The sequence below is a fragment of the Leclercia sp. genome, from assembly GCF_036780805.1.
GTDB lineage: Bacteria > Pseudomonadota > Gammaproteobacteria > Enterobacterales > Enterobacteriaceae > Enterobacter.
Genome location: NZ_DAIQCE010000001.1, coordinates 561,225 through 586,744 on the forward strand (window position 1 = coordinate 561,225; position 25,520 = coordinate 586,744).

Here is a 25,520-nt window from a genome sequence, read left to right on the forward strand (position 1 = left end):
GTAGACTACCGGGCAGCGTGAAATAATTAGCGCTGATAATTTAGCAGGAGTTGACGATGTTTGCAGGTTTACCTTCACTGAGCCACGACCAGCAGCAAAAGGCCGTCGAGCGCATTCAGGAGCTGATGTCCCAGGGGATGAGCAGCGGACAGGCTATTTCGCAGGTGGCAGAAGAGCTACGCGCCAACCATACCGGCGAGCGGATCGTGGCGCGTTTTGAAGATGAGGATGAAGAGGAGTAACGCCCCTTACACCGCCGCGATAATCTTAATTTCAACCTTATACTGCGGTTTCATCAGCGTCGCCTGTACCGTGCAGCGTACAGGCGCGTGACCTGCCACGACCCACTCATCCCAGGCTTTGTTCATTGCCGCAAAATCGTCTTTATTGGCCAGGAAAAGGGTCGCATCCAGAATGCGGGACTTGTCGCTGCCCTGTTTTTCCAGCACCGCGTCGATCTGCGCCAGGGTATTGGCGGTCTGCTCATAGGCATCGGCATCCAGATTCGCCGGGACGCCGGTGTAGTACAGGGTCTGGTTATGGATCACCACATCTGACCAGCGGGCTTCGGCATCAATGCGCACAATTGTCATTCACGTTTCCTCGTTAGTGTCTGTTTCAGCGGGCAAGACTGCCATATTGTTTTGCCTGCGTCACTCTCGACTGGCGCGAGAACGATCGGCCTGACATAATCCCCTGTGCAAAAATACAGGGGGCAGAGTGGCAGACGATTTCGCAGCAGACGGACAGTTAGCAAAGGCAATTCCCGGCTTTAAGCCGCGCGAGCCGCAGCGTCAGATGGCGCACGCGGTGGCCGAGGCGATCGACAGCGCCCAGCCGCTGGTGGTGGAAGCGGGCACCGGCACCGGTAAAACCTATGCCTACCTCGCGCCCGCGCTGCGCGCTAAAAAGAAGGTGATCATCTCCACCGGCTCAAAAGCGTTGCAGGATCAGCTCTACAGCCGCGATCTGCCCACCGTCGCCAAAGCCCTGAAATACAAAGGCCGTCTGGCCCTGCTGAAAGGGCGCTCCAACTACCTCTGTATTGAACGCCTCGAACAGCAGGCGCTGGCGGGAGGCGATCTGCCGGTGCAGACCCTCAGCGACGTTATCATCCTGCGCAGCTGGGCTAACCAGACTCAGGACGGCGATATCAGCACCTGCGCCAGCGTGGCCGAAGACGCCGCCGTCTGGCCGCTGGTCACCAGCACCAACGACAACTGTCTGGGCAGCGACTGCCCGCTGTACAAAGACTGTTTCGTGGTCAAAGCGCGTAAAACGGCGATGGATGCCGACGTGGTGGTGGTCAACCACCACCTGTTCCTGGCGGATATGGTGGTGAAAGAGAGCGGTTTTGGCGAGCTGATCCCCGAGGCCGACGTCCTGATCTTCGATGAAGCCCATCAGCTCCCGGATATCGCCAGCCAGTATTTCGGCCAGTCTCTCTCCAGCCGCCAGCTGCTGGACCTGGCGAAAGATTTCACCATCGCCTACCGCACCGAACTGAAAGATACCCAGCAGCTACAGAAGTGCGCTGACCGTCTGGCGCAAAGCACGCAGGATTTCCGCATGCAGCTGGGCGATCCGGGCTATCGCGGCAATCTGCGCGAACTGCTGGCCGATCAGCATATTCAGCGCGCGCTGCTGCTGCTCGATGACGTCCTGGAACTCTGCTACGACGTGGCTAAGCTCTCCCTCGGGCGCTCGGCCCTGCTGGATGCCGCTTTCGAGCGCGCCACGCTCTACCGCGCCCGTCTGAAACGGCTGAAGGAGTTTAACCAGCCAGGCTACAGCTACTGGTACGAATGCAATTCGCGCCATTTTACCCTCGCCCTGACGCCGCTCACCGTGGCCGATAAGTTCCAGGACGTGATGGCGCAAAAGCCGGGCAGCTGGATCTTTACCTCCGCCACGCTGTCGGTCAACGACGATCTGCACCACTTCACCGAACGTCTTGGCATCGCAGAGGCCAAATCCCTGCTGCTGCCGAGCCCGTTTGATTACGCCACCCAGGCGCTGCTCTGCGTGCCGCGTAATCTGCCTCTGCCCAATCAGCCCGGCGCCGCTCGCCATCTGGCGGCGATGCTCAAGCCGATGATCGAGGCCAATAACGGCCGCTGCTTTATGCTCTGCACCTCCCACGCCATGATGCGCGACCTGGCGGAGCAGTTCCGCGCCACCATGACTCTGCCGGTGCTGTTGCAGGGTGAAACCAGCAAAGGCCAGCTGCTGCAGCAGTTTGTCACTGCGGGCAACGCGCTGCTGGTGGCGACCAGCAGCTTCTGGGAAGGGGTGGACGTGCGCGGCGACGCGCTGTCGCTGGTAATTATCGACAAACTGCCCTTTACTTCGCCGGACGATCCGCTGCTGAAGGCGCGGATGGAAGACTGCCGCCTGCGCGGCGGGGATCCCTTTGACGAGGTGCAGCTCCCGGATGCGGTCATCACCCTTAAGCAGGGGGTGGGGCGTTTGATCCGCGACGTGGACGATCGCGGGGTGCTGGTGATCTGCGATAACCGACTGGTGATGCGCCCTTACGGGGCCACCTTTGTCGCCAGCCTGCCGCCGGCACCGCGTACCCGGGATATCGATCGCGCGGTGCGTTTCCTGGCCGCGTCTCAGTCGGAGTAATTTGCTGACGGGTGTGTTAAAATGCGCGCCTTTTTGTGACTGACCCTTGCGAGAGCGCGACAACACATGCGAATTCTGGCTATTGATACCGCCACAGAGGCCTGCTCTGTAGCCCTGTGGAACGACGGTAAACTCTGTGCTCATTTCGAAGAGTGCCCCCGGGAACATACCCAACGTATCCTGCCTTTGGTGAAGATGATCCTCACCGAGGGCAACACCTCCCTGAATCACCTCGATGCCCTGGCCTATGGTCGCGGCCCCGGCAGCTTTACCGGCGTGCGTATCGGTATCGGCATTGCTCAGGGGCTGGCGCTGGGCGCTGAACTACCGATGATCGGCGTCTCGACCCTTGCCACGATGGCGGAGGGTGCCTGGCGCAATACCGGCGCCACCCGCGTACTGGCCGCTATCGACGCCCGCATGGGCGAAGTCTACTGGGCAGAATACACCCGCGATGAGCAGGGCGTCTGGCATGGTGAAGAGAGCGAAGCTGTACTCACCCCGGACGCAGCAGGCGAACGCATGAAGCAGCTTTCCGGTGAGTGGGCAACCGTCGGCACCGGCTGGCCAGCGTGGCCAGAGATGGCCAACGACAGCGGTCTGACCCTGGTGGACGGCAAGGTACTGCTGCCTGCCGCCGAAGATATGCTGCCTATCGCCCGTCAGCTGCTGGCCGCAGGAAACACCGTGGCGGTCGAGAAGGCCGAGCCGGTTTATTTGCGAAACACCGTAGCGTGGAAGAAACTTCCGGGCCGGGAGTGAATCTCAGTATCAGAGTCTGAGAAAAAGGAGTCGCATCATGGCGGTTCAAAAATATGTGGTTCGCCTGCTGACCGTCGGGGCGCTGGCCCTGGCATTAACAGGATGTGTCTCTGTACCTGATGCGATCAAGGGCAGCAGCCCGACGCCGCAGCAGGATCTGGTTCGGGTGATGAACGCCCCGGAACTGTACGTCGGCCAGGAAGCACGCTTTGGCGGCAAAGTGGTGGAGGTGATGAACCAGCAGGGGAAAACCCGTCTGGAAATTGCCACCGTTCCGCTGGACAGCGGCGCGCGGCCGATTCTGGGTGAAGCCTCGCGCGGGCGCATCTATGCCGATATTAATGGTTTCCTCGACCCGGTGGATTTCCGTGGCCAGCTGATCACCGTTGTCGGTACCATTACCGGCGCGGAGCAGGGCAAGATTGGCAACACGCCGTATAAATTTATGACCCTGCAAACCAACGGCTACAAGCGCTGGCATGTGGTGCAGCAGGTGATGATGCCGCCGCAGCCTATCGATCCCTTCTACTGGGGCCCGCATCCGTGGCGCTATGGATATGGCTACGGCTACGGCGGCTGGCCAGGTTACGGTCCCGGACCGGCTCAGGTTCGGACGGTGGTAACAGAGTAACTCTCTGTTATGACTAAAGAAGAAACAGCGGCCCTGCCGCTGTTTCGTTTTTTTAACCGCTATAACAAAAATAAATAGTGACGCGCTTCGCAACCTTAAATCCGGGCAATTAATAAACTGGTACGCTGAGTTAATATTATGTTAACGACTTGTTTATTAACCGGGGCTGTGATGACGACGAACACGCATTTCAGAGGTGATGTAGTGAAGAAGGTTTGGCTTAACCGTTATCCTGCGGATGTTCCTGCAGAGATCAATCCTGACCGTTATCAATCCCTGGTTGAACTGTTTGAAAACTCCGTGACGCGCTACGCCGATCGACCTGCGTTTGTGAACATGGGCGAGGTAATGACCTTCCGTAAGCTGGAAGAGCGCAGCCGGGCATTTGCGGCCTACCTGCAACAGGGTTTAGGCCTGCAAAAAGGCGACCGCGTGGCGCTGATGATGCCTAACCTGCTGCAGTATCCGGTAGCGCTGTTCGGCATCCTGCGCGCCGGGATGATCGTGGTTAACGTCAATCCGCTGTACACCCCGCGTGAGCTGGAGCACCAGCTCAACGACAGCGGCGCCTCGGCAATTGTGATTGTCTCCAACTTTGCGCACACCCTGGAAAAAGTGGTCGACAAGACCCAGGTGAAACACGTCATTCTGACGCGGATGGGCGATCAGCTCTCCACCGCCAAAGGGACGCTGGTTAACTTCGTTGTTAAATACGTCAAACGTCTGGTGCCGAAATACCACCTGCCGGACGCTATCTCCTTCCGCCGGGCCCTGCACAACGGCTACCGGATGCAGTACGTAAAACCGGAGGTAGTTCCTCAGGATCTGGCCTTCCTGCAATACACCGGCGGCACCACCGGGGTAGCAAAAGGCGCGATGCTTACCCATCGCAACATGCTGGCCAACCTCGAGCAGGTGAACGCCACCTACGGGCCGCTGCTGCATCGTGGCAAAGAGCTGGTGATCACCGCGCTGCCGCTCTATCACATCTTCGCTCTGACCATGAACTGCCTGCTGTTTATCGAACTTGGCGGACAGAACGTGCTGATCACCAACCCACGCGACATTCCGGGGCTGGTCAAAGAGCTGGCGAAATATCCCTTTACCGCCATGACCGGGGTGAACACCCTGTTTAACGCGCTGCTGAACAACAAAGAGTTCCAGCAGCTCGACTTCTCGACCCTGCATCTGTCGGCGGGCGGCGGAATGCCGGTGCAACAGGCGGTGGCCGAGCGCTGGGTCAAGCTCACCGGGCAGTACCTGCTGGAGGGCTACGGCCTGACCGAGTGCGCCCCGCTGGTGAGCGTGAACCCGCACGACATCGACTACCACAGCGGCAGCATCGGGCTGCCGGTGCCCTCCACCGAAGCCAAACTGGTGGATGACGACGATAACGAAGTGGCACATGGCGAGCCGGGCGAGCTGTGCGTCCGCGGGCCGCAGGTGATGCTGGGCTACTGGCAGCGCCCGGACGCTACCGACGAAATCATCAAAGACGGTTGGCTGCACACCGGTGACATCGCGGTGATGGATGACGAAGGTTTCCTGCGCATCGTCGATCGTAAGAAAGACATGATCCTGGTCTCCGGGTTCAACGTCTATCCGAACGAGATCGAAGACGTGGTGATGCAGCACAACGGCGTGCTGGAAGTGGCCGCGGTGGGCGTACCGGCGGGCAGCAGCGGCGAAACGGTGAAAATCTTTGTGGTGAAAAAAGATCCTTCCCTGACCGAAGAGGCGCTGATCGCCTTCTGCCGTCGCCAGCTGACCGGCTACAAAGTGCCGAAACTGGTGGAGTTTCGCGACGAGCTGCCCAAATCGAACGTCGGGAAGATATTACGACGAGAATTACGTGACGAAGCGCGCGCCAAAGTAGACAATAAAGCCTGAGCTTCGTGTTAGTCACCCAAGACGCCGGCCATGCCGGCGTTTTTTTATGGGCGCAAACCAAAGAGAGTATGATTTGAATTACCAGATGATCACCACCAACGACGAGCTGGCTTCGCTGTGCGATGTCACCCGTGACGCACCCGCCATCGCGCTGGACACCGAGTTTGTCCGTACCCGCACCTATTACCCGCAGCTGGGTCTGATTCAGATGTATGACGGTAAACATGTGTCGCTTATCGACCCGCTGGGGATCACCGACTGGGCGCCGATGCGTGCGCTGCTGCTGGATACCGCCATCACCAAATATCTGCATGCCGGAAGTGAAGATCTGGAAGTTTTCCTCAATACCTTCGGCATCATGCCGGAACCGCTGATCGACACCCAGATCCTTGCCGCGTTTGCCGGTCGTCCGCTGTCCTGGGGCTTTGCCGCCATGGTGGAGGAGTACACCGGGCTGGCGATCGACAAGAGCGAATCCCGCACCGACTGGCTGGCGCGCCCGCTGACGGAACGCCAGCTCGACTACGCGGCGGCGGACGTGTTCTACCTGCTGCCAATTGCCGGTCAGCTGATGAAAGAGGCCGAAGCCTCCGGCTGGCTGCCTGCCGCCCTGAATGAGTGCCGGATGACGCAGCTGCGTCGTCAGGAGACCACCGATCCGAAAGAGGCGTGGCGCGACATCAGCAATGCCTGGCAGCTGCGCACCCGCCAGCTGGCCTGTCTGCAGCTGCTGGCCGACTGGCGTCTGCGTAAGGCGCGGGAGCGCGACCTGGCGGTGAACTTCGTGGTGCGTGAAGAGCATCTGTGGGCCGTGGCACGCTATATGCCGGGTAGCCTGGGCGAACTGGACAGCATTGGCCTTTCCGGCTCAGAGATCCGTTTCCACGGCAAAACCCTGCTGGCGCTGGTGGCGAAAGCGCAGGATTTGCCGGAAGAGGCACTGCCGCAGCCGCTGTTAAACCTGATGGATATGCCGGGTTATCGCAAAGCGTTCAAGGCGATCAAAGCCCTGGTGCAGGAAGTGGCAACGGAGAGCAAAGTCAGCGCCGAGCTGCTGGCCTCACGTCGTCAGATCAACCAGCTGCTGAACGCGCACTGGAAGCTGAAACCGCAGAACGGTACGCCGGAACTGATGGCAGGCTGGCGCGGGGAACTGATGGCCGATCGCCTGAATGCGTTACTGGAAGAGTATCCGCAGTAACTGTGCTCTGTAACCCCCGGCGGCGCGATGCTTGCCGGGGCTACAAATCCGTAGGCCGGGCAAGCATCGCGCCGCCCGGCAACAGCTACGCTTAAGAACGCGACTCTTCCGCTTCCGGCAGGGTCACGTTGAGCTCCAGAATCGAGATATCCCCGTCCTTTTGCTCCAGCTGTACGGTCACCATTTCCGGGTCAATCTGCACGTACTTACAGATCACTTCCAGAATGTCTTTACGCAGCTGCGGCAGGTAATGCGGTTCCGCGTCGCTGCGGCGGCGTTCTGCCACGATAATCTGCAGACGCTCTTTTGCGATGTTGGCGGTGCTTTTTTTCCGCGAGAGAAAAAAGTCGAGTAATGCCATAACTTATCCTCCGAACAGGCGTTTGAGGAAACCTTTCTTCTCTTCTTCGATGAAGCGGAAAGGACGTTCTTCTCCGAGCAGACGATCTACCGTGTCCGCATACGCTTTACCGGCGTCTGCGTTAGCGTCGAGGATAACCGGTTCACCCTGGTTAGAGGCACGCAGCACGGATTGATCTTCCGGGATGACGCCAACCAGTTTGATGCGCAGGATCTCGAGCACGTCTTCCATACTCAGCATATCACCTTTATTGACACGACCCGGATTATAACGGGTCAGCAGCAGGTGCTCTTTAATCGGTTCCTGGCCATTTTCCGCACGGCGGGATTTTGAGGCGAGGATCCCTAAAATACGGTCGGAGTCGCGCACGGACGACACTTCCGGGTTGGTGGTGATGATGGCTTCATCGGCGAAGTAGAGCGCCATCAGCGCGCCGGTTTCGATGCCTGCCGGTGAATCGCAGACCACGAAATCAAACTCCATTTTTTTCAGCTCATCGAGCACTTTTTCCACGCCTTCACGGGTCAGCGCATCCTTGTCGCGCGTCTGTGAAGCGGGAAGAATATAGAGATTGTCGGTACGTTTATCTTTAATCATTGCCTGATTCAGCGTGGCGTCACCCTGAATCACGTTCACAAAATCGTACACCACGCGGCGTTCACAACCCATGATCAGGTCAAGGTTACGCAGGCCGATATCGAAATCGATAACGACGGTTTTCTTTCCCTTCTGGGCCAAACCAGTAGCGATGGCCGCGCTGGAGGTGGTCTTGCCAACGCCTCCTTTACCCGAAGTAACAACAATAATGCGTGCCATAGAAATTCCTTGTTAAAAAGGGATCAATTCAACGGTTGAACGGTCAAAGCGTTGTCTGCCAGCCGCAGACGTGCCGCTTTACCAGAAAATTCGGCCGGGATGTTATCGCTCAGCCAGTAAACACCTGCGATGGAGACCAGCTCCGCCTCCAGGTGGGTACAAAAAATTTGCGCATCGCGATCGCCGCTGGCACCTGCCAGCGCGCGGCCTCGCATTGAGCCATAAATATGGATATTGCCATCCGCAATCAGCTCTGCACCCGCGCTGACGTGGTTGGTCACAATCAGGTCACAGTTTGGCGCATAAATGCGCTGACCGGAACGCACGGGCAGATCAATCAATCGCGTTTTTGTGACAGGGGTAACAGGGGGTTCTGGCGGGGCAGGGGGCTCTGCGCGTGGAGCTTTGTCTTTGCCTTCGTTCAGCAGCGGAAGACCCGCCCGATCGATTTCGGCTTTCAGCTCAGCGTCTTTGCAGCCGCTGATGCCCACAATCCGCAGGCCGGTGGCGGTAACCGCCTGTTGCAAATGGTGCCAGTTAACCGGCGCGTCGAGGCCGCTTACGTTAATGACCACGGGCGCATGTTTCAGAAATGCGGGCGCCTGCGCGATTTTGTCTTCTAACGCCTGACGAATAACCTCGGGTTTTGCTTCATGCAAATGAACCACTGATAAGGTGAAGCTACTGCCTTTAAGCTCGATGGGCGTGTTTGACATCCTGGCCTTACTCAATTTGCTTTTACCACGACCTGTGCGGCGTGATATTCCGAAGAGTATCAGGCATGTTATAGTCACAATTATATTGAGGCAAGTCACCCTCCCGCTTAATTCAGAGTAAATATATGTTTTGTGTGATCTACAGAAGTACCCAGCGCGACCAGACCTACCTGTATGTCGAAAAAAAGGACGATTTTTCCCGCGTGCCTGAGGCATTGCTGAAAAACTTCGGTAAGCCGCAGCTGGTGATGCTGATGCCCCTCGACGGGCGCAAGCAGCTGAGCAACGCCGATCTGGAAAAAGTCAAAACAGCCTTAACCGAACAGGGCTATTATTTACAACTCCCTCCGCCGCAAGAGAATTTACTCAAACAGCATCTTGAGGCGCAGGGGAAAAAATAGTTTAAGAATTATCTGTCAGCGTCACATTAACCGTTCAGGGGACGTATATGTATCAACATCATAACTGGCAAGGCGCTTTACTGGATTATCCGGTAAGTAAAGTCGTCTGCGTAGGCAGTAATTACGCAAAGCATATTCAGGAAATGGGAAGTGCGGTACCGGACGAGCCGGTGCTGTTCATTAAACCGGAAACGGCGCTCTGTGATATCCGCCAGCCGCTGGCATTACCCCAGGGGCTGGGATCGGTTCACCATGAAGTGGAGCTGGCGGTATTGATTGGCGCCACGCTGCGTCAGGCCTCTGAAGATCATGTCCAGAAGGCGATTGCCGGTTATGGTGTGGCGCTGGATCTGACCCTGCGCGACGTGCAGGGCAAAATGAAGAAAGCGGGCCAGCCGTGGGAAAAAGCCAAAGGCTTTGATAATTCGTGCCCCATCTCCGGGTTCGTTCCGGTGGCGGAATTTAAAGACGATCCGCAGAACACCACCCTGAGCCTGAAGGTCAACGGCGAGGTGCGTCAGCAGGGCTCCACCGCCGACATGATCCACAAGATTGTGCCGCTGATTGCCTATATGAGCCGGTTCTTCACCCTTAAACCGGGCGATGTGATCCTCACCGGCACCCCGGAAGGGGTAGGCCCGCTCTCCGGCGGCGACGAGCTGGAGCTGGCCGTTAACGGCCTGTCACTTAAAACCCGCGTGCTGTAATCCCCGCTTGCCGCCCCTTTTGGGCGGCAAAACTTGCATCGAGGTGCCAGACTGGTTATAAGGTGCGCTTTATTTTGACGTGTGGACATCCTTATGAGCGAAATCCCTTTCTGGCAAACCAAGACTCTCGACAACATGACCGACGCCGAGTGGGAATCGCTGTGCGATGGCTGCGGGCAGTGCTGCCTGCATAAGCTGATGGATGAAGACTCGGACGAAATCTATTTCACCAACGTTGCCTGCAACCAGCTGAATATCAAAACCTGTCAGTGCCGTAACTACGAGCGCCGTTTTGAGTTAGAGCCGGACTGCATCAAGCTGACCCGCGACAACCTGCCCACCTTCGAATGGCTGCCGCCGACCTGCGCCTACCGCCTGCTGGCGGAAGGGAAAGATCTGCCGAAGTGGCACCCGCTGCTGGCCGGTTCGAAAGCGGCGATGCACGGCGAGCGCATCTCGGTGCGCCACATTGCGGTGCGGGAATCCGAGGTGCGGGACTGGGAAGACCATATTCTGAATCATCCCAATCGCAGCTAATAAAAAACCCGCCGAGGCGGGTTTTTTTATTGCCGGGTGGCGCTGCGCTTACCCGGCCTACTAACAACGTAGGCCCGTACAAGCGCAGCGCCGCCGGGCATTAACGGCCAAACAGATCGCGTTTCTTCGGTTTAAACGGCTGGGCAATCAGCACCAGCAGCGCCACGACCAGGAAGGCCGCAAAAATACCTACCAGCCACTGCGGCATCTCGAGGGTCAGGAACTCCCACTGGCGCACGGAGCAGTCACCGCTTGCCACGAAGACCTGCGGCAGCCACTTATCCAGCGGCAGCCAGCTCGGGAAGCGGGCGGCAAAATCACAGGTCTGGAACGGTGACGGATGCAGCTGGATCATGGTGTGCTCCCAGGCCAGCTGGAGGCCTTTACCGGCGCTGTAGAGCCAGATGGCAATCGCGCCGTAGCGCAGCGGGCTTTTCGGGGCGATGGCGCCGACCAGGCCTGCACCCATCACGCCAAACAGCGCGCAGCGTTCATAGATACACAACACGCAGGGCTTCAGCAACATCACGTGCTGGAACCACAATGCCACCATTTCGAGCGCGAAGGCGGTCAGGGCCAACAGCAACCATGCTCCGCGTCCACGCGAGCACTGGTTCAAAAATTTCAACATAATCATTTCCCTGGAACAGGTATAGAAAGCGCAGTGTAAACGAAAACAATTCGCGCGCCAGCCTCAGCGCGCAAAATATAACGTAATCGGATATTTATCATTCGAAAGTGCAACCGGGCAGGAAACTGCCCGGTTTACTCACTTAATGCGCCGTCAGTATACCCGTCTGCAACATCCATTGGGTAAAAGGAATGAGGGTAATTTTGACGCACAGCAAACCGACGACGGTTAATACCACCGTGTAGGGCAGCGCCATCCACACCATCCGGCCATAAGAGAGCCTTATCAGTGGTGCCAGCGCCGAAGTGAGCAGGAACAGGAACGCCGCCTGGCCGTTCGGCGTAGCAACGGAGGGCAGGTTGGTCCCGGTGTTGATCGCCACCGCCAGCAGCTCAAACTGCTGCTGGTCTATCGCGCCGCTTTGCAGCGCGGTTTTGGCCTCATTAATATAGACCGAGCCGACAAACACGTTGTCGGAGATGGCCGACAGCAGGCCGTTAAACAGATAGAACAGCGACAGCTGGGCATCCGGCTCGGCCTGCAACACGTAGCGGATGATCGGCGCAAAAAGCTGCTGGTCGACAATCACCGCCACCACCGCGAAAAACACCGCCAGCAGGGCTGTAAAGGGCAGTGCTTCGGTAAAGGCTTTGCCGATAGCGTGCTCGTCCGTGACGCCGGTAAAGGAGGTCGCAAGGATAATGACCGACAGGCCGATTAACCCCACCTCCGCCAGATGAAACGCGAGGGCGAAAATCAGCCAGACGCCAATGATCCCCTGAAAAATCAGCCCCAGCTTCTGCTGCCGGGTACGTTTGCTGCGGCTTTCATCATCATAACGCTGCAATACCTCACGCACCGGGGTCGGGAGCAGGGTACCGTAGCCAAACCATTTAAACTTCTCCACCAGCCAGCAGGTCAGCAGGCCGCACACCAGCACCGGCACGCTGACCGGGGAAATACGCAGGAAGAAGTCGGTAAAATTCCAGCCCACGGCTTTGGCGATGATCAGGTTCTGCGGCTCTCCGACCATGGTCATCACCCCGCCCAGCGCAGTGCCCACGCCCGCGTGCATCATCAGGCTGCGCAGAAAGGCGCGGAACTGCTCCAGTACCTCACGCTGGTGGGCATCGACGTGGTTATCATCCTGCAGGTTATCTTCCGGCTGCGCGGAGGCCACCCGGTGATAGATCCCGTAGAAGCCGATGGCGACGCTGATCACCACCGCGACCACGGTCAGCGCATCGAGGAAGGCCGATAAAAAGGCGGCCGCAAGGCAGAAGGCCAGCGACAACAGCGTTTTCGAGGGGATGCTCAGCAGCAGGCGGGTAAAGATGAACAGCAGCAGCTGCTTCATAAAGTAGATCCCGGCCACCATAAACATCAGCAGCAGGAGCACTTCCAGATTCGTTGCCAGCTCCTCTTTCACATGTTCGGCGCTGGTCATGCCGATGGCCACCGCCTCGAAGGCCAGCAGGCCGCCCGGCAGCAGGGGGTAACATTTCAGCGCCATCGCCAGGGTAAAGATGAACTCCGCGACCAGCAGCCAGCCTGCGGTGAAGGGATCGAAAACAAAGATCAGCGGGTTAAGCACCAGAAAAACAACCAGGGTCACTTTATACCAGTCAGGTGACTGGCCTAAAAAATTGCGCCACAGGGCGCGGCTATAAGACATTTCCACAACAGATTTCCTTGCCCGTCACATAATTACGTCTTCAGTATACGCAAAGCGTGCCGGGCAAGGCGCGCAGGCCCGACTTTTAAATGATAAAAATAAAACGGCGATCCCTTTTTTCTCGCCTCGCTGCGCTATCTGCCTCAGTCTGCCTCTGGTATGATGAGTGAATTTTGTAAAAAGCAGTTAATGGAAAACTCACTATGGTCATTAAGGCGCAAAGCCCGGCGGGTTTCGCGGAAGAGTACATTATCGAGAGCATCTGGAATAACCGTTTCCCCCCTGGCTCGATCCTTCCCGCAGAACGCGAACTCTCTGAACTGATTGGCGTCACACGTACCACCTTACGTGAAGTGTTGCAGCGACTGGCCCGCGATGGCTGGCTGACGATCCAACACGGCAAACCGACCAAAGTGAATAACTTCTGGGAAACGTCGGGTCTGAATATTCTTGAAACGCTGGCGCGCCTCGATCACGAGAGCGTACCGCAGCTGATTGATAATCTGCTCTCCGTGCGTACCAACATCGCCACCATCTTTATTCGTACGGCGTTCCGCCAGCACCCGGATAAGGCGCTGGAAGTGCTGGCGCGTGCCACCGCCGTGGAAGATCACGCCGATGCTTTTGCCCTGCTGGATTATAACGTCTTCCGCGGCCTGGCATTTGCCTCGGGTAACCCGATCTACGGCCTGATCCTCAACGGCATGAAAGGGCTCTACACCCGCATCGGTCGTCACTACTTCGCCAACCCGGAAGCCCGCAGCCTGGCGCTCGGCTTCTACCATAAGCTGAGCGAGCTGTGCTCAGAAGGCATGCATGACCAGGTGTACGACACCGTGCGCCGCTACGGCCGTGACAGCGGTGAGATCTGGCATCGGATGCAGAAATCCCTGCCTGGCGACCTGGTGATTCAGGGACGCTAAAATAAAAAACCTCTCAGATGAGAGGTTTTTTTTGCCAGGTGGCGGCTTCGCCTTACCCGGCCTACAAAATCTGCAACCTTCGTATGCCGGGTAAGGCGAAGCGCCACCCGGCAAAACAAGCCGCACCGAATTACAACATATTCCCTTTCACCGGGCACCGCTCCAGCAGCTCCACGCTGCCGTCTTCGTTCTGCTGCTCAAGCATAATGTCAAAGCCCCACAGGCGATGGACGTGCTTCAGCACTTCCTTGCGACCCTTATCCAGCGGGGCGCGGTTGTGCGGGATATAGCGCAGCGTCAGGGAGCGATCCCCGCGCAGATCCACATTCCATACCTGAATATTCGGCTCCAGATTGCTTAAGTTGTACTGGGCCGAGAGGCGGGAGCGGATCTCGCGATACCCCTCTTCGTTGTGGATCGCCGAAATCTCCAGATAGTTATTATGATCGTCATCCAGCACCGTAAACAGGCGGAAGTCACGCATCACTTTTGGCGACAGGAACTGGCTGATAAAGCTCTCATCCTTGAAGTCGCGCATCGCGAAATGCAGCGTCTCCAGCCAGTCGGAACCGGCAATATCCGGGAACCAGTATTTATCCTCTTCCGTCGGATTTTGGCAGATACGCTTGATGTCCTGGAACATGGCAAAGCCCAGCGCATACGGGTTGATCCCGCTGTACCACGGGCTGTTATAAGGCGGCTGGAATACCACGTTGGTGTGGCTGTGCAGGAACTCCAGCATAAAGCGTTCGGTCACTTTGCCTTCGTCATACAGGTGGTTCAGGATGGTGTAGTGCCAGAAGGTTGCCCAGCCTTCGTTCATCACCTGGGTCTGTTTTTGCGGATAGAAGTACTGGCTCACCTTACGCACGATGCGCAGGATCTCACGCTGCCACGGCTCCAGCAGCGGGGCGTTCTTCTCCATAAAGTAGAGCAGGTTCTCCTGCGGCTCGGAAGGGTAGCGGCGCGCTTCCACGACCGTTTTCTCTTCTTCACGTTTTGGCAGGGTACGCCACAGCGTATTCACCTGGCTTTGCAGGTACTCTTCGCGGCTTTTCTGCCGGGCTTTCTCCTCCTGCAGGGAGATTTTCTGCGGGCGTTTGTAGCGGTCTACGCCGTAGTTCATCAGCGCATGACAGGAGTCGAGCAGCTTCTCGACCTCCTCCACCCCGTAGCGCTCTTCGCACTGGGTAATGTAGTTACGGGCAAAGATCAGATAGTCGACAATCGAACTGGCATCGGTCCAGCTGCGGAACAGGTAGTTATTTTTGAAAAATGAGTTGTGTCCGTAGCAGGCGTGCGCCATGACCAGCGCCTGCATGGTGATGGTGTTCTCTTCCATCAGGTAGGCAATGCAGGGATTGGAATTGATGACGATCTCATACGCCAGCCCCTGCTGGCCGTGTTTGTACAGCCGTTCGGTTTCAATGAATTTTTTGCCAAACGACCAGTGGGTATAGTTAATGGGCATCCCGACGCTGGAGTAAGCGTCCATCATCTGTTCGGAGGTAATCACTTCGATTTGATGGGGATAAGCATCCAGACGGTAGAGTTTTGCCACCCGGTCAATTTCCGCCAGATAGGTGTCAAGCAGCTCGAATGTCCAGTCGGGTCCATCGCTCAGACGTGTGGTGTCCTTATTCATGGAATCAATAGTAGCCATTAGCGCGCCCTCATTGTTGGTAGCTCTCTCTGTCTGGAGAACCTCTTTTCAAGCATAGAACACGCCATTCAAAAGCGTGCTGGCACGCTATTTTTTTCTTTGCGATTTCCCGTTTTTCACGTGGCGAAAAAGGGGTGTGTAACAGAATAAAATGCTGGTTAAAAATGCCGCGCAGCAGGAGATGCCAAAACCGCGCTACCCGCGTCAGCAGGGGAAGGTGTGAGATATGTCACCATAAAAAAGGCCTATGTTGAATAATATTTTCAGCTGGGTTATCAATATGTAATCAGAAGATTGTTCTTTTGCTTATTAAGGGAGTGGCTATGCGTGTTGTCATACTGGGAAGTGGCGTTGTTGGCGTAACCAGCGCCTGGTACCTGAGTCAGGCCGGGCACGACGTGACCGTCATCGATCGTGAGCCGGGTCCGGCGCTGGAGACCAGCGCCGCCAATGCCGGGCAAATCTCTCCGGGCTATGCGGCGCCCTGGGCGGCACCGGGCGTGCCGCTGAAGGCGATTAAATGGATGTTCCAGCGTCATGCGCCGCTGGCGATCAGTCTCGACGGCACGCAGTTCCAGCTCAAGTGGATGTGGCAGATGCTGCGCAACTGCGACACCTCGCACTACATGGAAAACAAAGGGCGGATGGTGCGTCTGGCGGAGTACAGCCGCGACTGCCTGAAAGCGCTGCGCGCTTCTACCGGCATTCAGTATGAGGGCCGCCAGGGGGGCACGCTGCAGCTGTTCCGCACCGCCCAGCAGTACGAAAACGCCACCCGCGATATCGCCGTTCTGGAGGATGCCGGAGTACCGTATCAGCTGCTGGAAGCCAGCCAGCTGGCGCAGGTTGAACCGGCGCTGGCAGAAGTGGCGCACAAGCTGACCGGCGGTCTGCGTCTGCCGAATGACGAAACCGGCGACTGCCAGCTCTTCACCCAGAATCTGGCCCGGATGGCGGAGCAGGCGGGGGTGAAATTCCGCTACAACACCTCAGTCGATAAGCTTCTGTATGAAGGAGAGAATATCTACGGCGTGCTGTGCGGTGACGAAGTGGTGAAAGCCGACGCCTACGTGATGGCCTTTGGCTCGTACTCCACCGCCATGCTGAAAGGCATTGTGGATATTCCGGTCTATCCGCTGAAAGGTTACTCGCTCACCATCCCGGTGAAAGAGGACAGCGGTGCCCCGGTTTCAACTATCCTTGATGAAACATACAAAATCGCGATCACCCGTTTTGACAACCGGATCCGCGTGGGAGGAATGGCGGAAATCGTCGGCTTTAACACCGAGCTGCTGCAGCCGCGTCGTGAAACGCTGGAGATGGTCGTTGGTGACCTGTTCCCGCGGGGCGGCTTTATTGAACAGGCGACCTTCTGGACCGGGCTACGCCCGATGACCCCGGACGGCACGCCGGTAGTCGGCCGCACCCCGTTTAAGAACCTGTGGCTCAACACCGGCCACGGCACGCTGGGCTGGACGATGGCCTGCGGTTCAGGGCAGTTACTCAGTGATTTGATCTCCGGGCGCACACCCGCTATTCCGTTTGATGATTTAAGCGTCGCGCGCTACCGTCCGGGATTTACTCCGTCACGTCCACAACATTTACACGGCGCGCATAACTAACAAGGAGTCGTCATGTCCCGTCCTGTTCTGGCTCAGCTGGATCTGCAGGCCCTGAAGGATAACCTGCAAATTGTCCGTCGCGCTGCGCCAGCTTCACGCGTCTGGGCGGTGGTCAAAGCCAATGCTTATGGCCACGGTCTGGATCGCATCTGGAGCGCATTAAGCGCGGCCGATGGCTTTGCGTTGCTCAATCTGGAAGAGGCGATCCTGCTGCGCGAGCGCAGCTGGAAAGGGCCGATCCTGATGCTCGAAGGCTTCTTCAACAGCGATGAACTGCCGCTGTTTGATAAGTACCGCCTGACCACCAGCGTGCACAGCAACTGGCAGGTCAAGGCGTTGCAGAATGCGAAGCTGCACGCCCCGCTCGATATCTACCTGAAAGTGAACAGCGGCATGAACCGCCTTGGTTTTCAGCCGGATCGGGTACACAGCGTCTGGCAGCAGCTGCGGGCAGCGAAAAACGTCGGCGGGATGACGCTGATGGCCCATTTTGCCGACGCGGAAAAAACCGACGGCATCGTGGCGCCGATGATGCGTATCGAGCAGGCGGCGGAAGGGCTGGACTGTCCGCGCTCGCTCTCTAACTCGGCGGCCACCCTCTGGCATCCGGAGGCGCATTTTGACTGGGTACGGCCGGGGATTATTCTTTACGGCGCGTCACCGTCCGGGCAGTGGCAGGATATCGCCAACAGCGGCCTGAAGCCGGTGATGACCCTGCGCAGTGAAATCATCGGCGTCCAGACCCTGAAAGCGGGGGATACCGTGGGCTACGGCAGCCGCTATCGCGCCTCGGGCGAGCAGCGGATCGGCATCGTCGCCGGGGGCTATGCCGACGGTTATCCGCGCATCGCCCCGTCAGGCACCCCGGTGTGGGTGGACGGCGTGCGCACCGGTACGGTCGGCACGGTGTCGATGGATATGCTGGCGATTGATTTGACCCCCTGTCCGCAGGCCGGGATCGGTACGCCGGTTGAGCTGTGGGGCAACGAGGTGAAAGTGGACGATGTCGCCGCCGCGGCGGGCACCATCGGGTACGAGTTGTTAACCGCGTTAGCCCCGCGCGTGCCCGTTATTACGGTGTGAAGTCGTTGTAGGCCGGGTAAGGCGCAGCCGCCACCCGGCATGAACTCTGGAGCCAAATGCCGGGTGGCGCTTACGCTTACCCGGCCTACAAAACCGGGGACGTTACTCTTCGCTATCCTCCGCCACGCGCACGCCCACTTTCCGCACGGCGTTATCCTCTTTCTCCGCCACGGTCCAGATCATCCCGGCAAACTCCACCTGGTCACCGACCACCGGCGCGGCACCGAGCAGCTTCTGGACAATCTCGCCCAGCGTCTGCTGGTTATCGCGATACTCCAGCCCCTCATCCAGGCCGTAGATCAAGGCCACGTCGGCAAACTTGGCGCTGGCCTCCAGAATAAAATCACCAAAGAAGCGCTGATCCAGCGCGACCGGCGGCGACTGGCTGAACAGCTTGCCGAGAGCAGGGAGGTCATGCTCGCGGCCAATCACGCAGAGAATATCCCCCTCGCGCAGCCGGGTGCTCCCGGTGGGGTGCAGCAGGGCGTTATCGCGGAACAGGGCGGCAATACGCGTCTCGGCGGGCATATGCAGATCCCGCAGCGAGGCGCCCACGCACCACTTGTCGGCGCTAAGCTGGTACACAAACTGCTCCCACGGATTCTCCGGGTGAAGGTCCAGCCCCACGCGGGAGACCGGCCAGCCTACCGGCGGGATCACGACCCTGGCCTTTTTCGCCGCCCATGACAGGGACGTGCCCTGGAACAGCAGCGACACCAGCACCACGAAAAACGCCACGTTGAAGAACAGGCGGGCATGATCCAGCCCGGCCATCATCGGGAACACCGCGAGGATGATCGGCACCGCGCCGCGCAGCCCCACCCAGCTGATAAACACCCGCTCGCGCAGGTTAAAGCCCTTGAACGGCAGCAGGCCGGCGAACACCGACAGCGGGCGGGCAAAGAAGATCATCCATATCGACAGCAGCAGCGCCGGAACGGCAATCGGCAGCAGGTCCGACGGCGTCACCAGCAGCCCCAGCACCAGGAACATGCCGATCTGCGCCAGCCAGGCGAGTCCGTCGAAGTTTTGCAGGATGCCAAAGCGGTTGCGGATCGGGCGATTCCCGAGGAGGAAGCCGCACAGATAAACCGCCAGAATGCCGCTGCCGTCCATCGCGGTGGTCAGGGCGAAAATCAGAATCCCGCCGCTCAGGGCCAGCAGCGGGTAGAGCCCGGCAGGCAGCGAGATACGGTTGATCATCTGTTGCAGCAGGTAGCCACCGGAGAGACCAATGATGATCCCGAGGCCAAACTGCTGAATGATGTGCCAGGCGAACATCCAGCTCAGGCTGGTCTCATGCTGCTGGATCATCTCAATCAGGGTGATGGTCAGAAACACCGCCATCGGATCGTTGCTGCCGGACTCAATCTCCAGCGTCGAGCCGACACGTTCGTTCAGCCCTTTGCCGCCCAACAGCGAGAAAACCGCCGCGGCATCGGTGGAGCCGACAATGGCGCCAATCAGCAGCCCTTCCATGATGTCCAGATGGAACAGCCACGCCGCCATCATCCCGGTCAGGCCGGAGGTGATGAGCACCCCGACCGTCGCCAGCGACAGGGCCGGACCCAGCGCCACGCGAAACGAGCTGGCCTGGGTGCGCATCCCGCCATCCAGCAGGATCACCGCCAGGGCGAGGTTACTGATCATGTAGGCAAAGGGGTAGTTATCGAAGGGGATCCCCCCGACGCCATCAACCCCCGCCAGCATGCCGATGGCGAGGAAAATAACCAGAATGGGGATGCCGAGGCGAGAAGAAAATGAACTCAATAAAATACTACAGGTTACAAGAACTGAACCCAGGATAAAAAGACTGATTATTGCTGCGGCATCCAATGTGTGCGTACTCCCTGCGTGACGCGGTGACTGATACTAAAACCCTACCATATTAACGCCCCTTGCAGCGTGGAAATCCGGTGCTTTCGGGGCTTTTTTTATGCCTGCAGCACCGGATGACCGCTCAGGGTCAAAGAGGTCTTACCTGCGGCGTGAACAAGCGAAGCCTGCGCACCGAGCGGCAGGGTGACGGTCTTCTGTTCATGACCAAAATCGAGCCCGCTGATAATCGGCACCGACACCCGGGAGCGCAGGTAGTCGATCATGGTCGCCAGATCGTATCCGGCATCGTAATCATTGGCCGCCGAGCCGCTAAAACTGCCGAGCACAATCGCCTGCTGGCGGTCGAGGATCCCCGCATGGTGGAGCTGCAACAGCATGCGCTCCACGCGGAACGGGTGCTCGTTGATGTCTTCCAGCACCAGAATGCCGTTCTCAATGGCGGGCAGCCAGCGGGTGCCGATCAGCGACACCACCATCGCCAGATTGCCGCCCCACAGCTGGCCTGCACGTTCACACGCCGGGCCCTCACCCTGCCATTCCACCGAGTAGGCAGGGTTTTGCAGCGCGCGCCAGAAATGATCCAGGGTGAAGGCGTTCAGCTCCGGTGCGCCGAAGTTGCCGGCCAGCATCGGGCCGCTAAAGGTGATGACGTTATGCAGCGCCAGCAGGCCGAGCTGGATGACGGTGAAATCGCTGTGGCCGCAAATCAGCAGCGGATCCTGCTGCTGGCGGTCGGCCAGCCCCTGCCAGTCGATCTGCTCCAGCAGGCGGCTGGCACCGTATCCACCGCGTACCGCCAGCACAATCTGGTCGGCACCCGGCAGGCGGGCGAGGGCGTTGATGTCGCTCAGGCGCTGCGCCTCGGTTCCGGCAAAGCGCTGCTGGCGGCGGGGTATAATTGTCTGATTTTGCACCTGATGCCCGTCGTCCAGTAAACGCGCAACGCCCCGTTGGGCCGCTTCCTGATTAATGCAGTAACCTGATGGTGCGATGAGATGAAACTGAGACATGGCATTTCCTTGCTGACTTATAAATCTAAATGTATATATCATGCCGCCTGAGCGCATCCTTCATCAAGCGGAGGATAGGGTAACAGCGATGAATGACCATAAGGACAGATGACGTGAAATTGAGATGGTTTGCTTTTTTGATTGTGTTGCTTGCAGGATGCAGTTCAAAGCAGGATTACCAGAAACCGGAATGGAACCCGGAGGTCCCGGTAAAACGGGCGATGCAGTGGATGCCGATCAGCGAAAAAGCCGGTCAAGCCTGGGGCGTCAGCCCGCGTCTGGTGACCGCCATCATTGCGGTGGAGTCAGGCGGGAACCCGAATCTGGTCAGTAAATCGAACGCGGTAGGGCTGATGCAGCTGAAAGCCTCTACCGCGGGACGGGAAGTCTACCGGCATATGGGCTGGAGCGGACAGCCGTCCACCAGCGAGCTGAAGAACCCGGAGCGCAATATTTCGATGGGTACCGCTTACCTGAGCATTCTGGAGCACGGGATCCTGCAGGGGATTGAGGATCCGGAAGTGATGCAGTATGCGCTGGTGGTCTCCTACGTTAACGGGGCCGGCGCGCTGCTGCGCACCTTCTCCTCGGATCGCAAAAAGGCGATTGCCGAGATCAACGACATGGACAAAGACGAGTTCTTTGAGCACGTCGTCAACAATCACCCCGCCCCGCAGGCACCGCGCTACATCTGGAAGGTACAGAAGGCGATGGACGCCATGTAATCCGTTGCCGGGCAGCCACGCGCTGCCCGGTGGCGCTTAACGCACCTTGTTGGCGCGCTCCCGCGCTTCACGCTCCAGCGAGTAGATAATCCGCTGCAGTTCACGCTCCGGGCCTGGCCCGACATTAAGAAAACGGAAGCTCAGACGCGGCGTGGTGATGGTTTCGTTTTTGCTGTCCACCACTTTACGCTCGCTCACCGTGATCAACTGCGCATCGAAGAAGAAGCGACCCCAGCCGCCCATATCCAGCTCGATTTGCGAGAAGCGCATCCCCTCGACCAGGGCTTCCGGCTTCGCGCTATCCATCAACGCGCCCATGCCGCCCAGCGACAGGTCGTGCAGACGAAAACGGATCACGCTCTTGTCCGGCATTTTGGCTTTGCAGAAGTAGGCTGGATGCAGTGGCGCATTGATGCGGAAAAACTCCCGGCGCTGGATACACCACACCGAGGTGGGCAGGGCGGTGATAAAGGCGGGCAGCCCCTGGTAAGTTCCCTGTTCCAGTTTTGGCAGGTCGAACTCCACTTTCGCCCCCTGGGTGTCGGCGGCGACGGTGATGATTTCTGCGCGCAGCACCTGGCGGTTGTCGTACTCCTGGCTACCTAAATCCATCACCAGCCGCTCTGGCGTAGCATCCAGAATTTTGCTGATGAACTGGTTGTTTCCCCAGCTGATACGCACGGGAACGTCCTGTTTTTGCAGGTCGCGTATTACCCCTAATACAGCCAGCGGATTAGTTTTCAGGAACTGCTCACTGTAATTACTCACGCCCCAAGGCTCCTGGATAGATGACAGTCTGTGGATGCGTTATCGGCACCGGACCGCGGAACTTAATACAAACCAGCAATTATTTTTTCGTCAGAGCCGCAATTAAGTCAGTGTACTCAAAATGGTTTTCCGCCGATTGCCTATACTTATATGACTCGCGCGGGCGGGTGTTCTGCGCAAGCTTAACTCTGCAAGAGGGCATCGCTATGGGTATCATCGCCTGGATTGTATTTGGTCTGATCGCTGGCGTTATCGCAAAGTTCATCATGCCGGGACGGGATGGTGGCGGCTTTATTGTGACATGTATCCTTGGGGTCGTAGGTGCGGTTGTCGGCGGCTGGCTGGCAACGATGTTTGGCATCGGCGGCAGTGTAACCGGATTTAACCTGCAAAGTTTTCTGGTCGCCGTGGTTGGCGCCATTATCGTGCTTCTTGTCTACAGGATGGTACGACGCGCCTGACACGCATAAAAACGGCTCTTGTAAGAGCCGTTTTTTTTGGGCCGGGATTTTCTCCCTCTCCCTGATGAATCCCCAGTAATTTTATTGCCTTTAAAGCAATGAAATAATCACATAACGATAAATGACTTACAGCGGCTCCCTGGTCCGGCTGAAAATCGCCGAAGCGTTTCCGGAAGGCCGGGGCGAGGCGGCGAGCCCCCCTGGCACGTTCACCGGTTCTGGTGTATCAGAGAAGCAAGGGACATGAGGTGAACGGAACCACCACCAGAGCCGCATGTTCCCCCTCACCCTAACCCTCTCCCCAAAGAGGAGAGGGGATCCGTCCGTGCGAATATTATTTGTGGGGATCCCTCAGCCCTGAGGGGGAGGGTTGGAGTGAGGGGGAGCCGGCCGCACTGGTGCCACATCGCCGGGTGGCGGCTACGCCTTACCCGGCCTACAACGACTACAAAACCTTACTGCCCAACGCTTTTCTGCGTTTGCGCCGGTTCATCATTAGCCGCTGGCTGTGAAGTAGACGGGGTACTGGCCGCCGGTGGCGTTGTTACCGCTGGCTGGTCACTGGTAGCCGCTGGGGTCGTAGACGCCGGTTCATCATTGGCCGCAGGCTGTGTGGCCGGGAGTTTGTCGCAAGGGTTGGCCTGCGGGCAAACCAGATCCAGCATCTTCAACGTCACGCCGTTGGTCCAGCCAAAGCCGTCCTGCAGCGGATATTCACCGCCGCCGCCGCCCGTGCCGGTGGTGGAAACATCATATTTCTCCACCAGCTTCTGCTCGCGATCGTAGGTGTGCTGCACGTTGCTGAGGAAGCGCCAGGTCACATCCATCGCCACTTTTTTATGGCCGTAGTTCTGCAAGCCTTCGGCGGCCACCCACTGCAACGGTGCCCAGCCGTTTGGCGCATCCCACTGCTGACCGCTGTTAACGTTGGTTGTCGCTATCCCGCCGGCTTTAAGCAGCTGGGCTTCGGCGGCCGAGGCGGTTTTGTCCGCACGCTCCTGGGAGGCCGCCTGCACGTACAGTGGGAACAGCGCCGCGGCGGTCAGCTGATCGCGCACCTGTTTGGTTTTCAGATCGTAATCCGCATACCAGCCCTGTTTGTCGTTCCACAGATAGCGCTCCATCGCTTTCTGGCGATCGGATGCCAGACCCTCGTAACGGCTGGCCGCCGCGCTGTCCCCGCCGTCCTGGCTGGCCTTCGCCAGCAGTTTTTCCATCTTGAACATCAGGGCATTCAGATCTACCGGCACGATGCTGGTGGTGCGGATCGTCCCCAGCTGCTGCGGATCGTCCATCCAGCGTGAGCTAAAGTCCCAGCCGGAGGCGGCGGCGGAACGCAGATCGCGGTAGATCTCGGTCGCCGGGCGGCTCGGGTATTTTTTCGCGGTGTTGATGTCATCCAGCCAGGATTCCGGGCGCGGCGTGTCGCGATTGTCCCAGTAGCGGTTAAGCACGGCACCGTCGTCCAGCTTCACTACCCGCTGGCTGGCCTGACCCGGCTGGAGGGCATCCACCCCTTCCATCCAGTAGGCATACTCTTTTTCCATCTGCGGACGGTATTTTTTCAGCGCCTCGCTGTCGTGGGTCGCCAGCAGTTCAACCATCAGGGAGAAGAACGGCGGCTGGGAGCGGCTCAGATAGTAGCTGCGGTTACCGTTGGGGATATGGCCCCAGCTATCCAGTTCATAAGCGAAGTTAGCCACCATATCGGCGACTTTGTCCCAGTGCCCGCTCTCGGCCAGCCCCAGCATGGTGAAGTAGCTATCCCAGTAGTAGATCTCGCGGAAACGCCCGCCTGGCACCACGTAAGGTTTCGGCAGCGGCAACAGCGAATCCCACTTCCCGGCGCTGGAGGTGGTGCGGGTCAGCACCGGCCACAGGCCGTCGATATGCGCGCGCAGGCTCTGTCCGGCAGGCGGAACGTACTTTTCCTTTTCCGTCGGCAGGGTGAAGTTCATATCGACAAAATGACGCAGGTCGAAGCCGGACTGTTTGCGCTGCATGTGGTAATCGGCAAGGATCGCCTGAGGATCGTTTTTCGGCACCGCATCGGCAAAGGTTTTCTGGTCGGGGAAGAGTTTGGCGCTTTGCACATCGTTAAACAGCGGGCCAAACAGGATGTCCGGGGGCTGTTTCTGGCCGCTGGACTGGTCGTCCGCGTAGCTGAAGGCGGTGATCCCAAGCAGGATGCCGCCAATCGCCAGCCGCAAGGTTGCGTGGCGTTGAGGTCTCATCATGGTTGTTCTCCTAAGTTCGCTGGGCAGCGTGGCCGCTGTCATTAATCACCTGAAAACCTTAGACGAATATCTGCAACTTCGCGTGTTGGATGTCCCATTTTCAGTAAAACCAGACTATTTACCGCTGCGTTAATGGGGGCTCAATACGGGCATATAAATATATAAAACGCGTAATTCATTTGCCGTGTAAATAACGATTAATCGCACGGATCACATAAAGCGAAAATCAT

At 58.2% G+C, this 25,520-nt stretch carries 24 protein-coding genes and 2 pseudogenes; 15 read left to right on the forward strand and 11 right to left on the reverse strand.

Annotated elements, in window-relative coordinates; genetic code table 11:
* Positions 1-56: 56 nt before the first annotated feature.
* The gene (locus V7Q49_RS02550) at positions 57-242 is read left to right on the forward strand and encodes a YoaH family protein (protein ID WP_333849166.1); all 186 of its coding nucleotides are present in this window, start codon (positions 57-59) and stop codon (positions 240-242) included.
* Between the two features lie 6 nt (positions 243-248).
* Here V7Q49_RS02550 and V7Q49_RS02555 read toward each other — a convergent pair whose 3' ends face one another.
* The gene (locus V7Q49_RS02555) at positions 249-593 is read right to left on the reverse strand and encodes a RidA family protein (protein WP_333849167.1); all 345 of its coding nucleotides are present in this window, start codon (positions 591-593) and stop codon (positions 249-251) included.
* A gap of 127 nt (positions 594-720) precedes the next feature.
* Between V7Q49_RS02555 and V7Q49_RS02560 the strand changes: the two genes are divergently transcribed.
* The 5 genes from V7Q49_RS02560 (at position 721) to rnd (ending at position 7,115) form a co-directional block, all read left to right on the forward strand.
* On the forward strand, positions 721-2,631 hold the full coding sequence (locus V7Q49_RS02560) for an ATP-dependent DNA helicase (protein WP_333849168.1): 1,911 nt from the start codon (positions 721-723) through the stop codon (positions 2,629-2,631).
* Between the two features lie 66 nt (positions 2,632-2,697).
* Positions 2,698-3,393: a tRNA (adenosine(37)-N6)-threonylcarbamoyltransferase complex dimerization subunit type 1 TsaB gene (gene tsaB / locus V7Q49_RS02565; RefSeq protein WP_333849170.1), complete on the forward strand. Its 696-nt coding sequence runs from the start codon at positions 2,698-2,700 to the stop codon at positions 3,391-3,393.
* A gap of 37 nt (positions 3,394-3,430) precedes the next feature.
* A complete protein-coding gene (locus V7Q49_RS02570) occupies positions 3,431-4,024 on the forward strand; it encodes a Slp family lipoprotein (protein WP_333849171.1) in 594 nt (197 codons plus the stop codon).
* Between the two features lie 204 nt (positions 4,025-4,228).
* Positions 4,229-5,914, forward strand: a complete 1,686-nt coding sequence (gene fadD / locus V7Q49_RS02575; RefSeq protein WP_333850473.1) for a long-chain-fatty-acid--CoA ligase FadD — start codon at positions 4,229-4,231, stop codon at positions 5,912-5,914.
* Positions 5,915-5,999: 85 nt separating this feature from the next.
* Positions 6,000-7,115, forward strand: a complete 1,116-nt coding sequence (gene rnd, locus V7Q49_RS02580) for a ribonuclease D (RefSeq protein ID WP_333850474.1) — start codon at positions 6,000-6,002, stop codon at positions 7,113-7,115.
* A 91-nt stretch (positions 7,116-7,206) separates the two neighbouring features.
* Here the strand turns inward: rnd and minE are convergent, their stop codons facing one another.
* The 3 genes from minE to minC are packed head-to-tail and all read right to left on the reverse strand — an operon-like array spanning position 7,207 to position 9,008.
* A complete protein-coding gene (gene minE, locus V7Q49_RS02585) occupies positions 7,207-7,476 on the reverse strand; it encodes a cell division topological specificity factor MinE (RefSeq protein WP_032611475.1) in 270 nt (89 codons plus the stop codon).
* Between the two features lie 3 nt (positions 7,477-7,479).
* Positions 7,480-8,292 carry a septum site-determining protein MinD gene (gene minD, locus V7Q49_RS02590; RefSeq protein WP_106993274.1) on the reverse strand — a complete coding sequence of 271 codons (813 nt, stop codon included), beginning with the start codon at positions 8,290-8,292 and terminating at the stop codon, positions 7,480-7,482.
* Positions 8,293-8,315: 23 nt separating this feature from the next.
* Entirely contained in the window at positions 8,316-9,008 is a 693-nt protein-coding gene (minC, locus tag V7Q49_RS02595) for a septum site-determining protein MinC (protein WP_333849172.1), read from the reverse strand.
* 125 nt (positions 9,009-9,133) lie between these two features.
* On the opposite strand from minC, the gene V7Q49_RS02600 reads away from it, so the two are divergent.
* From V7Q49_RS02600 to V7Q49_RS02610, 3 genes are all read left to right on the forward strand, one after another.
* A complete protein-coding gene (locus tag V7Q49_RS02600) occupies positions 9,134-9,409 on the forward strand; it encodes a YcgL domain-containing protein (RefSeq protein WP_333849174.1) in 276 nt (91 codons plus the stop codon).
* A 47-nt stretch (positions 9,410-9,456) separates the two neighbouring features.
* Positions 9,457-10,116 carry a fumarylacetoacetate hydrolase family protein gene (locus V7Q49_RS02605; RefSeq protein WP_333849175.1) on the forward strand — a complete coding sequence of 220 codons (660 nt, stop codon included), beginning with the start codon at positions 9,457-9,459 and terminating at the stop codon, positions 10,114-10,116.
* A 93-nt stretch (positions 10,117-10,209) separates the two neighbouring features.
* Positions 10,210-10,653: a YcgN family cysteine cluster protein gene (locus tag V7Q49_RS02610; RefSeq protein ID WP_333849177.1), complete on the forward strand. Its 444-nt coding sequence runs from the start codon at positions 10,210-10,212 to the stop codon at positions 10,651-10,653.
* Between the two features lie 100 nt (positions 10,654-10,753).
* Here V7Q49_RS02610 and dsbB read toward each other — a convergent pair whose 3' ends face one another.
* Complete coding sequence (gene dsbB, locus V7Q49_RS02615; protein ID WP_333849178.1) at positions 10,754-11,284, reverse strand: disulfide bond formation protein DsbB; 531 nt, start codon at positions 11,282-11,284, stop codon at positions 10,754-10,756.
* A gap of 142 nt (positions 11,285-11,426) precedes the next feature.
* Complete coding sequence (gene nhaB, locus V7Q49_RS02620) at positions 11,427-12,965, reverse strand: sodium/proton antiporter NhaB (protein WP_333849179.1); 1,539 nt, start codon at positions 12,963-12,965, stop codon at positions 11,427-11,429.
* A 197-nt stretch (positions 12,966-13,162) separates the two neighbouring features.
* Between nhaB and fadR the strand changes: the two genes are divergently transcribed.
* Positions 13,163-13,882: a fatty acid metabolism transcriptional regulator FadR gene (fadR, locus tag V7Q49_RS02625; RefSeq protein WP_333849180.1), complete on the forward strand. Its 720-nt coding sequence runs from the start codon at positions 13,163-13,165 to the stop codon at positions 13,880-13,882.
* Between the two features lie 130 nt (positions 13,883-14,012).
* Here fadR and V7Q49_RS02630 read toward each other — a convergent pair whose 3' ends face one another.
* Positions 14,013-15,545: a SpoVR family protein gene (locus tag V7Q49_RS02630; RefSeq protein ID WP_333849181.1), complete on the reverse strand. Its 1,533-nt coding sequence runs from the start codon at positions 15,543-15,545 to the stop codon at positions 14,013-14,015.
* A gap of 323 nt (positions 15,546-15,868) precedes the next feature.
* Here V7Q49_RS02630 and V7Q49_RS02635 point away from each other — a divergent pair, with 323 nt between their 5' ends.
* From V7Q49_RS02635 to V7Q49_RS23500, 3 genes and pseudogenes are all read left to right on the forward strand, one after another.
* Positions 15,869-17,167, forward strand: a complete 1,299-nt coding sequence (locus V7Q49_RS02635; protein ID WP_333849182.1) for a D-amino acid dehydrogenase — start codon at positions 15,869-15,871, stop codon at positions 17,165-17,167.
* Positions 17,168-17,179: 12 nt separating this feature from the next.
* A complete protein-coding gene (dadX, locus tag V7Q49_RS02640; RefSeq protein WP_333849183.1) occupies positions 17,180-18,250 on the forward strand; it encodes a catabolic alanine racemase DadX in 1,071 nt (356 codons plus the stop codon).
* A gap of 39 nt (positions 18,251-18,289) precedes the next feature.
* Positions 18,290-18,418: pseudogene (locus V7Q49_RS23500) on the forward strand (hypothetical protein); the annotation flags it as partial.
* Here V7Q49_RS23500 and V7Q49_RS02645 read toward each other — a convergent pair.
* Positions 18,371-20,086, reverse strand: a pseudogene (locus V7Q49_RS02645) (potassium/proton antiporter); the annotation flags it as partial. The pseudogenes V7Q49_RS23500 and V7Q49_RS02645 sit on opposite strands and share 48 nt — an antisense overlap.
* Before the next feature lie 98 nt (positions 20,087-20,184).
* Complete coding sequence (ldcA, locus tag V7Q49_RS02650; RefSeq protein ID WP_333849185.1) at positions 20,185-21,099, reverse strand: muramoyltetrapeptide carboxypeptidase; 915 nt, start codon at positions 21,097-21,099, stop codon at positions 20,185-20,187.
* 113 nt (positions 21,100-21,212) lie between these two features.
* On the opposite strand from ldcA, the gene emtA reads away from it, so the two are divergent.
* Positions 21,213-21,824, forward strand: a complete 612-nt coding sequence (gene emtA, locus V7Q49_RS02655; protein ID WP_333849186.1) for a membrane-bound lytic murein transglycosylase EmtA — start codon at positions 21,213-21,215, stop codon at positions 21,822-21,824.
* Positions 21,825-21,860: 36 nt separating this feature from the next.
* Here emtA and ycgR read toward each other — a convergent pair whose 3' ends face one another.
* Positions 21,861-22,592, reverse strand: coding sequence for a flagellar brake protein YcgR (gene ycgR / locus V7Q49_RS02660; protein WP_333849187.1), 732 nt, complete (start codon positions 22,590-22,592; stop codon positions 21,861-21,863).
* A gap of 206 nt (positions 22,593-22,798) precedes the next feature.
* Between ycgR and V7Q49_RS02665 the strand changes: the two genes are divergently transcribed.
* Positions 22,799-23,053 (forward strand): GlsB/YeaQ/YmgE family stress response membrane protein, encoded by a 255-nt coding sequence (locus V7Q49_RS02665; protein ID WP_333849188.1) that lies wholly within the window; start codon positions 22,799-22,801, stop codon positions 23,051-23,053.
* Between the two features lie 455 nt (positions 23,054-23,508).
* Here the strand turns inward: V7Q49_RS02665 and treA are convergent, their stop codons facing one another.
* On the reverse strand, positions 23,509-25,290 hold the full coding sequence (gene treA / locus V7Q49_RS02670) for an alpha,alpha-trehalase (protein ID WP_333849190.1): 1,782 nt from the start codon (positions 25,288-25,290) through the stop codon (positions 23,509-23,511).
* Between the last annotated feature and the right edge of the window lie 230 nt (positions 25,291-25,520).

Coding starts and splice junctions, on each gene's coding strand:
- minE (WP_032611475.1), bottom strand. CDS start 7,476: ATGGCATTACTCGACTTTTTTCTCTCGCGGAAAAAAAGCACCGCCAAC.
- V7Q49_RS02630 (WP_333849181.1), bottom strand. CDS start 15,545: ATGGCTACTATTGATTCCATGAATAAGGACACCACACGTCTGAGCGAT.
- V7Q49_RS02635 (WP_333849182.1), top strand. CDS start 15,869: ATGCGTGTTGTCATACTGGGAAGTGGCGTTGTTGGCGTAACCAGCGCC.
- V7Q49_RS02550 (WP_333849166.1), top strand. CDS start 57: ATGTTTGCAGGTTTACCTTCACTGAGCCACGACCAGCAGCAAAAGGCC.
- V7Q49_RS02605 (WP_333849175.1), top strand. CDS start 9,457: ATGTATCAACATCATAACTGGCAAGGCGCTTTACTGGATTATCCGGTA.
- dadX (WP_333849183.1), top strand. CDS start 17,180: ATGTCCCGTCCTGTTCTGGCTCAGCTGGATCTGCAGGCCCTGAAGGAT.
- ldcA (WP_333849185.1), bottom strand. CDS start 21,099: ATGTCTCAGTTTCATCTCATCGCACCATCAGGTTACTGCATTAATCAG.
- V7Q49_RS02600 (WP_333849174.1), top strand. CDS start 9,134: ATGTTTTGTGTGATCTACAGAAGTACCCAGCGCGACCAGACCTACCTG.
- V7Q49_RS02665 (WP_333849188.1), top strand. CDS start 22,799: ATGGGTATCATCGCCTGGATTGTATTTGGTCTGATCGCTGGCGTTATC.
- dsbB (WP_333849178.1), bottom strand. CDS start 11,284: ATGTTGAAATTTTTGAACCAGTGCTCGCGTGGACGCGGAGCATGGTTG.
- rnd (WP_333850474.1), top strand. CDS start 6,000: ATGATCACCACCAACGACGAGCTGGCTTCGCTGTGCGATGTCACCCGT.
- minD (WP_106993274.1), bottom strand. CDS start 8,292: ATGGCACGCATTATTGTTGTTACTTCGGGTAAAGGAGGCGTTGGCAAG.
- minC (WP_333849172.1), bottom strand. CDS start 9,008: ATGTCAAACACGCCCATCGAGCTTAAAGGCAGTAGCTTCACCTTATCA.
- V7Q49_RS02570 (WP_333849171.1), top strand. CDS start 3,431: ATGGCGGTTCAAAAATATGTGGTTCGCCTGCTGACCGTCGGGGCGCTG.
- tsaB (WP_333849170.1), top strand. CDS start 2,698: ATGCGAATTCTGGCTATTGATACCGCCACAGAGGCCTGCTCTGTAGCC.
- fadR (WP_333849180.1), top strand. CDS start 13,163: ATGGTCATTAAGGCGCAAAGCCCGGCGGGTTTCGCGGAAGAGTACATT.
- V7Q49_RS02555 (WP_333849167.1), bottom strand. CDS start 593: ATGACAATTGTGCGCATTGATGCCGAAGCCCGCTGGTCAGATGTGGTG.
- treA (WP_333849190.1), bottom strand. CDS start 25,290: ATGATGAGACCTCAACGCCACGCAACCTTGCGGCTGGCGATTGGCGGC.
- V7Q49_RS02610 (WP_333849177.1), top strand. CDS start 10,210: ATGAGCGAAATCCCTTTCTGGCAAACCAAGACTCTCGACAACATGACC.